This window comes from Halalkalibacter wakoensis JCM 9140 (assembly GCF_000513095.1).
Classification (GTDB): domain Bacteria; phylum Bacillota; class Bacilli; order Bacillales; family Bacillaceae_D; genus Halalkalibacter; species Halalkalibacter wakoensis.
On the sequence record NZ_BAUT01000101.1, the window covers coordinates 1 to 11,111 of the forward strand.

Below are 11,111 nucleotides of genomic sequence, written 5' to 3' on the forward strand. Positions count from 1 at the left end.
CTCGACACCTCCCCGCGGAAAGCGAGTGGCTGCAGCGTAATGGAACGATCACCTTTTTTCCACCTAGGCTATTTCAGTAAAGTTTTTCGCTATCTGACGAAGTTTTCCTTTTACTACGTTACAGATAAAAACGAGAGCAAAAACAGCCTTTTCTGAATAAAAAAGTGAATTCTTGACAAGACTGGTGGCTAAAAAGAGGTGAACCTTGCATGAATGTGTCCATTAACCGTAAACGTTCAGTGAATGAGCCTGGTGACCTTATTAGCACTAAAAAAAACAAACTATATGCCATTATTGAAGACCAAGGTGAAAAGTACCCTTATCATCTTTTATGTCTTCAAACGTTTAAGATTGTTGAGAGTTATGATTCTCTTCCTTCTAACCAAGAATTAGAAGAAGACATCGGTGAAAAGCTTGACGGATTTTATCAACACAAAGATTCCTATATTACCGTTAACTAAATGGGTTGTCATACCTTTTCAGACAACCCATTTCGTTATTTCAAATCCTGACCTTCTAACGTCACAAATTCAAATCCTTCTTCTCTTAACTCCATTACAGCTTTTTTTACCCCTTCTCTTGTACCACTTTGAGGCTGATTCATATGCAAAAGAACGATGGAACCATTTTTTGCGCCCATTAAGGCACGATAGACTTGATCGGCCGAAAATGTTGCTCCTGCATCACCCAACACATTAAAATTAACCACTTCTAAACCCAAGTCTTGCACCATTCCCACCGCAACGTCATCATAAAAAGCCGTTCCGGAACGAAACAATGTTGGAGCTCGTCCCGTTAATGCTTGAATCGTTCTTTGATTTCCCATCACTTCTTCTTTCACAGAAACAGGATTGCTTGTCCCTTCGATTCCCCAAGCTGATTCGCCTCTAACAGAAAGAGGAAGGTGCTTGGTCCCATGGTTCTCAATTTGAAACAACGGCTCATTTGCAAGTTCTAAAAAAAGGGCTTCATGCTCTAAAATCCAACGCTCATTGATAAATAAAGTTGCAGGCACATCTTCGGTTTTCAGAAACTCCATTAACTCTTCATCATAGCCATTTCCGTATGGCCCCCCGCATGCATCAAAGGTTAAAGCAATGACTTTTTCCTCCGTATCCATTTGCGTTTTAACCCCTTCAACGAACTCTCCCCACTGAGTTGGTTCTTTGTTTTCGTACAAACTTAGATCGAGATCCGCCTCCCTTTTCTCTTCTTGGTCATCCAAAGGGACTTCATTTTGTTCTTGCTGAGCGTCACGATCTAAAGGCTCCGTGGATTCAAATGAGGAGCTCTCTTCTATAGGCTCCTCCATCACATGATCAACCGTTGTTTCTGTTCCACACGCTTTTAAGCCAATGATAGAAAACAGCAGCAGAATTTGAAACCTTTTCATTTTCCAAACGTCCTTTCAAAAAAATAAGGCCATCTCACAAGCTTTTGCCTAAAGAGCTTCATACGACGTTTTGCCGTATTCTCACTCATCCGCAATCCCTTGGAGACAACCTCCGCATTTTACTCATTTTTTGATGATTCTTTTTCATGCTTTTCCGATTCTTCATACCAATCATCAAGCACTTTTGCATCTAGTACTCTACCTTCAACAAAAGAAGATTGTTTATCCAAAAAGAGATTCTTCCAATCTACTTGCATATCTTCTGCAACCTTCACGACCGTTAACAATTCTTGCCACGCTACATAGCGTTTGTACCAGAAAAATTGTGGCTGCTCTGTCATATACGGATACAGATCATCAAATTCAGTATGCTTGCAATCAACCGTTCGTTCAAACTGTGTTTTGGCCTCTTTTACTCGCTCTTCAAAATACTCTTGAATTTTTTTCTCTTCCACCTGTAATCCCTCCCAATGAACTTTCTATCTAAAAGACAGCAATGTTTTCCCTACTCCAAGTTGGTTATTACTCTAACCTATGCATCATCTTTAAGATACAGAATAGATATGTCAAATTCTATTTTAATGATACCACGAGAAGGGGTTTTACTAAACGAAAAAGAGTTAGAAAATTTTTGAAACATTTATAATGAGAGTTCTTCCTTTAAAAGCAACGGCAAATATCCTACATCTGCCGCATCATCTGGATAGGAGAAACCAAGTTCGTGATCTTCAACAACCTCTAGAATTTCTTGAATTACCTCATCCATCCCCTCAACATAAAAGCGATGCAAAAATTCATAACTAACCGGCTCCTTCGGCAGTAATTCGTTCTCACAAACTTTCGTATTGACATAATTCATATACGTACGACAAGGAATCGGCCTTACTTCATAAGCCATGCACGTATTGGTTTCTAGATTTAAGAACATGCACGGAAGCTTTAATTCATTATATTTTCTCTTAAACTCTGTATCTTGAGAAAAATCAAGTCCCTTTACCACTTCAAGCTGAGCACCATAAGTACGAACATACCGGTCAATCTGTTCATAAAAGGTCTTTCTTTGATCTTCAGGTAACGACTCTATATACAACAAAAGAAGCTTTGCCTCAAGACGAGTAATTACTATCGGAAAATAGCAACAATGGGCACAACCGACTTTACACACCGAACCAACATTAATCTCTTTTTCAATATGGTCTATTTCTTTATCAACTTGTGAAAGCAGCTTCTTAAAAGAGTCATTTAGGACGGTTTTGACATGTTTGCCTTCACTATGATCTAATATCTCATCGACAACCTTTAAAAAAGGTTCATCATATTGATAATTCCGATTATTGATTTGCTCTACTTTTCGTTTCATTTCCTCATAGGTTAGCTGAGACTTCATGACTAGAGATCCTCCTCTTTCTTACTCTTTCATTATACTAGTTCAAAATAGTAAAAAAATCGATGTTTTTTCCATAGTGGTAACTATTACAACTGTTATAGAAAGCATTATTTATTGACGTTCTTTTTCTTTATGGCTATCATTATTAAATAGTGCAAAATTCGACAAGATTCTTATTGGAGATGAAGGGAGGAAAAGAATGCTAACGGTTAAAAAAGTGTTAAACAATAACGTATTAGTTGCGAAACATCCTAACTATGAAGAAGTGATCCTCATAGGAAAAGGGCTTGGATTTGGAAAAAAAACAGGTGACTTAGTGGCTGATGAGCAAGCTGAAAAGTTTTTTGTTCTAAAAGAAGAAAAAGAACAAGAGCAATATAAACAACTTCTTGATTACGTTGATGAAAATTTCATCGGACTCATGAATGATATCATTGAAATGGTAGAAGAACGTTTTTCCGTTACTCTTCATGAACACATTCACATTGCTCTAACCGATCACCTTTTTTATGCGATGAAAAGAGTCAAGCAAGGATTGGATGTTTCGAACCCTTTTCTTCCTGAAACCGAACTTGCTTATCCAAAAGAATTTGCAGTAGCTAGCGAACTCGTTGATTATTTAAGTAAAGAGCTTGACCTTTCCATTCCACCCGGAGAAATTGGATTTGTCGCCTTACACATTCATAGTGCCTTAACAAGACGTTCGTTGCGAGAAGTGAATCGTCATACTCAATTAATTAGTGAACTTGTTTCGGTAACAGAGGACTCGCTAAATATTGAGATTGATCGCAAGGATGTGAATTACTTACGATTAGTGAGACATTTGCATCATGCCATTGAACGAATTACAAAGGGTCAATACTTCGACAACCAAGAATCATTAAAAAAAGTATTGCAAGCAGAATATCCTGTATGCTACAATTTGTCATGGAAATTGATGAAGATCATGCAACAAGCATTAAAGAAACCGATTCCAGAAGCGGAAAGTGTCTATTTAACGCTTCATCTACAACGGCTTTCTAAGCAATAATAATTTAATATTATTTCTTTTATACGTGTTACTGATTATGCAGGCATGAGTGGGAAAGAAAGCAATCACATTTGTAAGAAGTTTAAAGAGCTCGAAACTTCTGCAATGGGATTCCTTTGACCACTCATGCTTTTTTTTGTTGTATAAAATCACATTTCCAATTCAAACTATGATCTAAAGGAGGAAATCATTTATGTTTAAAAATTCTTTTGGTGTGTTGCAACGTGTTGGTAAAGCACTTATGCTACCTGTTGCATTATTACCAGCTGCTGGTATATTGCTAGCTTTTGGTAATGCACTACAAAATCCAGATATGGTTGCGCGAATTCCTGCACTAGAGGCAGATTGGATTGTCCTGTTAGCTAGTATTATGGAAAGTGCCGGGGACATTGTCTTTGCTAACCTTGCATTACTTTTTGCAGTTGGGGTTGCTATCGGGCTATCTAATGGTGATGGTGTTGCAGGTCTCGCTGCTCTTATTGGTTACTTAATTATTAATGTAACGATGAGTGTTATGGGCGGTATTGAAGCTGATATGGTAAATAGCGCTGAGGGTACTGCATTTGTTCTTGGTATCCCAACTTCAAACAGGGGTGTTCGGGGGGATTATTGCAGGTCTACTCGCCGCTTATACGTACAAGAAATACTTTAATATCGAGCTTCCTTCTTACTTAGGCTTTTTTGCGGGTAAACGCTTCGTTCCAATTGCAACAGCGTTCTTCGGCTTGTTAATTGGTATAGCTCTTTACTTCGTATGGCCAACGGTTCAACACGGATTGAACAACGTATCGTATTTAATGGTTGAAACAAATCAGACTTTGTCTGCTTTTATCTTTGGTGTCATTGAACGTGCGTTGATTCCGTTTGGTCTTCATCATATTTTCTATTCACCTTTCTGGTTTGAATTTGGTCAGTATACAAACGCAGCTGGTCAAATTGTTCGTGGTGACCAACAAATTTTCTTTGCACAAATTCGTGACGGTGCTGAATTAACGGCAGGTACATTTATGACAGGGAAGTTCCCGTTCATGATGTTTGGTCTTCCAGCTGCTGCACTAGCAATTTATCATTGTGCGCGTCCTGAACAAAAGAAACTGGTTGCAGGTATTATGGGGTCAGCTGCATTAACGTCATTCTTAACTGGTATTACAGAGCCAATCGAGTTTAGTTTCTTATTCGTTGCACCACTGCTATTTGCCATTCACACAGTATTTGCCGGATTGTCGTTTATGGTCATGCAAATTCTTGATGTTAAGATCGGGATGACATTCTCAGGTGGGGTCATTGACTTCTTACTCTTTGGTGTCTTGCCAAACCGTACAGAGTGGTGGCTTGTTATTCCAGTAGGTTTAGTCTTTGCGGTCATTTACTACTTCGGTTTCCGCTTTGCGATTAAGAAGTTTAACTTAATGACACCTGGTCGTGAAGAAATGGCAGATGATGATCAACCACAAGCTGCTGGTAGCACATCTGAACTGCCGTATAACGTATTAAAAGCGTTAGGTGGAAAAGAAAATTTAACAAACTTAGACGCTTGTATCACTCGTCTTCGTGTAAGTGTTAACGATGTAAATAAAGTAGAAAAAGACACGTTGAAGAAGCTCGGTGCTTCAGGTGTCATGACAATGGGTAACAACATTCAAGCGATCTTTGGTCCTCGTTCTGACCAAATTAAATCACAAATGCAAGATATTATTAGTGGACGTACACCTACACCACTGGAAGAAACTGCACCTGCAAATGAAGCAGTAGCTGGTGACATTTCGTTCATCTCACCTTTAGCTGGAAAAGTACTTCCTATTACAGAAGTGCCGGACCAAGTATTCTCTGGTAAGATGATGGGTGACGGATTTGCGATTGAACCAACAGAGGGTGTTGTTAAATCACCAGTATCAGGGAAGATCGTGAACCTATTCCCGACAAAGCATGCAATTGGAATTCTTTCTGATGAAGGAAAAGAAATTTTAATTCATGTTGGTTTAGACACGGTTAACTTAAAAGGTGAAGGATTTGAAACACTTGTCAGCCAAGATGATACCGTTGCACAAGGACAAGAACTTCTTCGCTTTAACCTTGAGTATATTAAAGAAAATGCAACTTCTACGATTACACCAATTGTCTTCACCAACTTAGCTGAAGGCGAGTTTGTCCAAATTAATAAAGAACAACAAGTTTCATTAAGCGAAAAAGACGTTATTTCTATTAAGCAAAAATAAATAACGAATCTCTTACAAGTTCACTGCATAAGATGAACAAACAACAAAAACGAGGAAGCCACAGGCTTGCTCGTTTTTGCTTTTACTATGCAGAAAGGACTGATCAACATGTATACAGGAAGCAAAGGTTGGTATGTAAAAAAATTAAAAGAGCAAGGGGTTCGTTATATAGAGGATAGAAAGATTGAACAATTTAAAACCCATGTATTAGCAAATCTTTTAGAAGAAACACAGTCTAAGTAAGACCGTAATTTAGAAAAGTGTCTGACATCATTTTTTTGTCAGACACTTTCCGAAAGTCTTTATGCCTATTTCTAAAGACCTAGTTTCGCGAAATTTAGCAGAATTTCGAGGTTTCTCTCTCTAAATCCCTTACTCTCTCCATAAACTCTCATATTCTTACATAGAAGATAAGCGATTCGACACTATGTTCCTTCTTCCCAACCTGTTACAATCTAGACTTACCTTATAAGGAATTGAAAAAAGGTTGGTGTATGAATGTTTACAAATGTTGAAATAGGAATTGACTTAGGTACAGCCAATATCCTTGTTTATAGCAAAGACAAAGGTATCATCTTAAATGAACCGTCTGTCGTAGCCCTAAATCTTGATACAAATGCTGTTTTGGCTGTAGGAACAGAAGCCAAAAACATGGTTGGAAAAACACCAGCAAACATCGTTGCCATTAGACCGCTAAAAGATGGTGTCATTGCTGACTATGATATGACTTCAAGTATGCTGAAAGAAATCATGAAAAAGACAAGCAAAGAGCTAGGCATGTCTTTTCGTAAACCAAATGTTGTTGTCTGCGCCCCATCTGGTTCAACCTCTGTTGAGCGTCGTGCTATTTTGGATTCTGTTCGTAGCTTTGGTGCAAAAAATGTTCATTTAATTGAAGAGCCTTTAGCTGCAGCAATCGGTGCTGGTCTACCAGTAGACGAGCCAATAGCAAATGTTGTTGTAGATATTGGTGGCGGTACAACAGAAGTTGCCATTATTTCGTTTGGTGGTGTTGTCACTTGCAACTCCGTCCGAATTGGTGGAGATAAGTTGGATGAAGCCATTATTCAACATGTTCGAAAAACTTACAACGTTTTAATTGGAGAGCGAACTGCTGAAATGATTAAAATGGAAATTGGCTATGCCCCGATTGAGCATGAAGAAATGTTGATGGAAGTAAGAGGCCGTGATTTAGTTCATGGACTACCGAAAACCATTACGTTAAATTCAACTGAAATTCAACGTGCTCTAAGAGAGCTATTGTTACAGTTACTTGAATCAGTCAAAGCCACTCTAGAGGATTGCCCTCCCGAGTTAAGTGGAGATATCGTGGATCAAGGAATTATGTTAACAGGTGGAGGAGCTGAATTAAACGGCTTGCAACAATGGCTTGCCGAAGAAGTTTCGGTTCCGGTTCACATTGCTCCAACTCCGCTTGAATCCGTTGCAATTGGAACAGGGAAATCATTAAGTTTTATTGATAAACTTCAGAAAATCTCAATGTAGTCTCTTTGGGATCGTTCTGATCTGTAAACAAAAATGCAAATAGACCTAAGCTACTTGTATCCAAAGGGGTATGTAGCTTAGGTTTTTAGCATTTGATTGTAAAAACGACTATCGGCTGTTATGAAAGACCTTTCTGTCAGAACATAGGGCCATCTTCTGACAACTTTATGCACGACTTCCTCCTTTCTGTCAGAACACGGGCCATCTTCTGACAACTTTATGCACGACTTCCTCCTTTCTGTCAGAACGTAGCCTAGCCTCATCAGCCTTACAATTATATCTCCCCCTAAAACCGTAGCTACGAAAAAAAGACAGCTGAAAACGCCAAAAAAGTATAGTATAGTATTAATATTCTGTTTTTTTATGAAGGGAGGAGCTTCTCATAAAACGCTTCATTCTTATTGCTGTCGGTATCGTAAACTTCGCCCTTGCTACTATTCTTTTTGCCGTCCCAAATACGATTATGGCGGGTGGGGTAACCGGAATGGCGACGATGAGTTATTACATATTTAATATCAACATTGGATTAGGGATGTTCTTGTTTAATTTCCCTTTATTTTTAACAGCTTTTATTTGGTATCGTGATTTATTCTATAAATCAATTATTAGCATGCTTGCTGCTTCTTTCCTTGTCGGCGTTCTTCAAGAGCCCTTAATTCGATTTGGTGTTGAAAACATAGTTATTGGTGCCCTCGTTGGCGGGTTATGGATGGGAGTTGGTTTAGGATTGCTAGGAATCGCCAATTCCAGTTTAGGTGGAGGGTCGATGTTAGGGAAAATGATTAACACCAAATTTGGATTTTCCTTTGGGTTAGCTGCTTTTCTAGTTGATAGTTCCGTTTTCCCTTTAAGCTTCTTCCTCATCGGGGCGACAGAAACGCTCTTTTCTCTTTTATTAGCAGCCTCTAGTGCATTAGGGATTATTCTCGTGGGAAAAGTTCATCAGTTTATCCTCAACAAGCAACTAGCACCTGTTCAACAGTCAAACGATGTTATTGAACAACAAAAACATCTCAGTTAATCACACCAAAAAGACCCTCCTGATCTAACAAGAACAAGAGGGTCCTCTTTTTTTGCCTAATATAAATTAGGAACTCTACTTGAAAAAACTGGGACATCTTTGCGGATTCTTTTAACATCATCTAATGAGAGTGTGGCATGAACCGTCTCTTCCTCCTTAGAAGAAGCTTTAGAAAGGATGTCTCCCCATGGATTGATGACCATTGATCGTCCAGCAAACTCCACGCCATCATATGTACCGATACGATTGCAGCTTACGACGAAAAGCTGATTTTCAATCGCTCTTGCTTGTTGGAGTACCTCCCAATGTCCAGCTCTTGCTGATGGCCATTCGGCCACAACAAACAGAACTTCTACTCCTTGAAGCGCTAGCGAACGGGCAAGCTCCGGAAAACGTAAGTCATAGCAAATGATTACTCCCATTTTCCGACCATCTAATTCGAACACTTTTGCAGAATGGTTCCCACCTTTTAAATAGAGATGTTCATCTAGCATTGGAACAAGGTGCATCTTATCATATGTATGGATCATGTCTCCTTTGCGATTGAGCACAAGGGAACGATTGTAAATCACTCCGTCTTCCCAGACTGCTATGGACCCCGCCACCATATTCACATTAAGCTTATGAGCCAATTGCTTTAAAAAAGACTCTGTATCCTCTTCGTCTTCTCGAATAATTTTTTCTAAAGTAGGGAGTGTATAGGCTGTTGTCCACATTTCAGGTAAAACAAGAATATCAGGCTTTTGCTCCTTACAAACTTGTTCTGCCCACATTGTAATCTTTTTTCGGTTTTCTGAAGGATTGCCCGGAACAATATCCATTTGATACGATGCAATTTTCACGATAACTTCTCCTCTCCATTTGCGGTTACTTTTGTTTCGTTCGTTCTTTCCCCTTTTCGGTAACAGCAAAATCTCGTTTCATTGTTTTTATTTTTTCTACAGGACGAAAGCGTAGAGCCGACCAGTCCTCATCAATTGCCACTTGTCGAACTGGCTCATACCCTTCATCGGCAAGCATCGCCCCAACTGTATCTCTGCTACAATCAGATCCTTTGTACGTTTTCGAAGATTTTTTTGGATAACTTAGCCAAAGCATTCCGTCTTCTTCTATAACGTCAACAGCCTTAACAGCTAATTCTTTTATTTCCTGGTTTGATGCTCCAAAAACATGAACAAACGAATAAGTCTCTCTTTTGATTTCTCTATCCACTTCAGCTTCAAACTGCCCAAGCACTTCTTCATATTCATTCGGGGCATGCAAAACTAAAACATGCTGCATCGGTTCTTTCCATTGTAACTTTTTAATAACCGGGTTCATTGTGACAACCTCCTTTATGCTTCATTATAGCATTGTCTGAAATTTCTCTTTAGTTTCTCATAATAATATAAATCAAATAGAGGATATAAAAAAACGTAAGAGCCATCCCCTCATACTTTTTCACTTTGTAGTGAGTAAGAGAGAAAATAAACAACACTATGGTTAGGATCAGTAACACAACTATATCAAAAAACAACTTATCATTTACTGGCAACGGAGAAATAATCGATGAGATACCAAGAACAAAAAACAAATTAAAAATGGAGCTACCCACGATGTTTCCTAAAGCAATTTCACTTTGTTGCTTCATCGCAGCTGTAATTGATGTAATCAATTCAGGTAAAGACGAGCCGATCGCAACGATCGTTAATCCTACCAATGTTTCACTCATCCCCAAACGCAGAGCGATATCTGTACTGCTTTCTACAACCAAAAAACCACCTAACACAATTGCGGCCAATCCAACCACTGTAATGAGTACGTTCTTCCCCCATCCTCCGATGTGCTGATCATTTTTGTTTAAATCAAGCGGCTCCTCTTCACGACTATTTCTAGCAGCTTCAATGACATAATACAAAAAGATAGCAAAAAACAACAGAAAGATGATTCCGTCACTTCTTGTAATCCAATTTTCTGTCGCAAATTCAAGTTGTCGATCACTCATAACAACAAGCAGAACAACTGTCGCTAAAAACGCAAAAGGAATTTCTTTCTTAATAGTTGGTCGTTCTACAGCAAGTGGAAAAATAGCTGCTGTAATCCCGACGACTAATGACATATTCAACAAATTACTTCCGATAATGTTCCCAATCGTCACATCTGCATTACCTTCTAAAGCAGCAATAATACTAACCGTTGCTTCAGGAGCACCTGTTCCAAATGCTACGATCGTTAGTCCGACAATCAGAGGGGGTACCCGAAACAATGCGGCAATATTGGACGAACCATCTATAAAATAATCTGCTCCTTTAATTAATAAACCAAAGCCGATAATAAGCAAAACATATACCATTTCTATCACCCATCCAATTATAGTCTTTTTTTAATTTACACAAATTGGAGAGGTTTTACTCTAAGAAGAACCTCATCAGAAAGGGTGTTTTCTTATGCTTTTGATTTAGGTGGAAGAAAGGTGATCGTTCCATTGCGCTGCAGCCACTCGCTTTCCGCAGGGAGGTGTCTCGCCTCTACCTCTATTTCCCGCAGGAGTCGAGCGGCTTCCGGCTTCATTACACTAA

Annotated in this window: 11 protein-coding genes and 1 pseudogene; 6 read left to right on the top strand and 6 right to left on the bottom strand. The window is 39.0% G+C overall.

Features of this window, described 5'->3' with window-relative positions; all coding sequences use genetic code 11:
* Positions 1-209: 209 nt before the first annotated feature.
* Positions 210-461: a hypothetical protein gene (locus JCM9140_RS20485; protein WP_034751055.1), complete on the top strand. Its 252-nt coding sequence runs from the start codon at positions 210-212 to the stop codon at positions 459-461.
* Between the two features lie 35 nt (positions 462-496).
* On the opposite strand, the gene JCM9140_RS20490 is transcribed toward JCM9140_RS20485, so the two are convergent.
* The 3 genes from JCM9140_RS20490 to JCM9140_RS20500 all read right to left on the bottom strand — a co-directional run bounded on the left by JCM9140_RS20490 (position 497) and on the right by JCM9140_RS20500 (position 2,780).
* Complete coding sequence (locus JCM9140_RS20490; protein WP_034751058.1) at positions 497-1,393, bottom strand: polysaccharide deacetylase family protein; 897 nt, start codon at positions 1,391-1,393, stop codon at positions 497-499.
* Between the two features lie 119 nt (positions 1,394-1,512).
* On the bottom strand, positions 1,513-1,848 hold the full coding sequence (locus tag JCM9140_RS20495) for a hypothetical protein (protein ID WP_034751060.1): 336 nt from the start codon (positions 1,846-1,848) through the stop codon (positions 1,513-1,515).
* 185 nt (positions 1,849-2,033) lie between these two features.
* Entirely contained in the window at positions 2,034-2,780 is a 747-nt protein-coding gene (locus JCM9140_RS20500) for a YkgJ family cysteine cluster protein (RefSeq protein ID WP_034751063.1), read from the bottom strand.
* A 199-nt stretch (positions 2,781-2,979) separates the two neighbouring features.
* On the opposite strand from JCM9140_RS20500, the gene glcT reads away from it, so the two are divergent.
* The 5 genes and pseudogenes from glcT (at position 2,980) to JCM9140_RS20520 (ending at position 8,553) form a co-directional block, all read left to right on the top strand.
* Positions 2,980-3,810 (top strand): glucose PTS transporter transcription antiterminator GlcT, encoded by an 831-nt coding sequence (gene glcT, locus JCM9140_RS20505; protein WP_034751066.1) that lies wholly within the window; start codon positions 2,980-2,982, stop codon positions 3,808-3,810.
* A gap of 193 nt (positions 3,811-4,003) precedes the next feature.
* Positions 4,004-6,026 (top strand): annotated as a pseudogene (gene ptsG / locus JCM9140_RS20510) (glucose-specific PTS transporter subunit IIBC).
* 66 nt (positions 6,027-6,092) lie between these two features.
* Positions 6,093-6,269: a YflJ family protein gene (locus JCM9140_RS23390; RefSeq protein WP_235715424.1), complete on the top strand. Its 177-nt coding sequence runs from the start codon at positions 6,093-6,095 to the stop codon at positions 6,267-6,269.
* Positions 6,270-6,524: 255 nt separating this feature from the next.
* Positions 6,525-7,532, top strand: coding sequence for a rod-share determining protein MreBH (gene mreBH / locus JCM9140_RS20515; protein WP_034751069.1), 1,008 nt, complete (start codon positions 6,525-6,527; stop codon positions 7,530-7,532).
* Positions 7,533-7,932: 400 nt separating this feature from the next.
* The gene (locus JCM9140_RS20520; protein ID WP_268870602.1) at positions 7,933-8,553 is read left to right on the top strand and encodes a YitT family protein; all 621 of its coding nucleotides are present in this window, start codon (positions 7,933-7,935) and stop codon (positions 8,551-8,553) included.
* A 56-nt stretch (positions 8,554-8,609) separates the two neighbouring features.
* On the opposite strand, the gene JCM9140_RS20525 is transcribed toward JCM9140_RS20520, so the two are convergent.
* The 3 genes from JCM9140_RS20525 to JCM9140_RS20535 are packed head-to-tail and all read right to left on the bottom strand — an operon-like array spanning position 8,610 to position 10,885.
* Positions 8,610-9,395 (bottom strand): carbon-nitrogen family hydrolase, encoded by a 786-nt coding sequence (locus tag JCM9140_RS20525; RefSeq protein WP_034751076.1) that lies wholly within the window; start codon positions 9,393-9,395, stop codon positions 8,610-8,612.
* Between the two features lie 25 nt (positions 9,396-9,420).
* Positions 9,421-9,873, bottom strand: coding sequence for a hypothetical protein (locus tag JCM9140_RS20530; RefSeq protein WP_034751079.1), 453 nt, complete (start codon positions 9,871-9,873; stop codon positions 9,421-9,423).
* Between the two features lie 49 nt (positions 9,874-9,922).
* On the bottom strand, positions 9,923-10,885 hold the full coding sequence (locus JCM9140_RS20535) for a calcium/sodium antiporter (RefSeq protein WP_034751083.1): 963 nt from the start codon (positions 10,883-10,885) through the stop codon (positions 9,923-9,925).
* Positions 10,886-11,111: the final 226 nt, after the last annotated feature.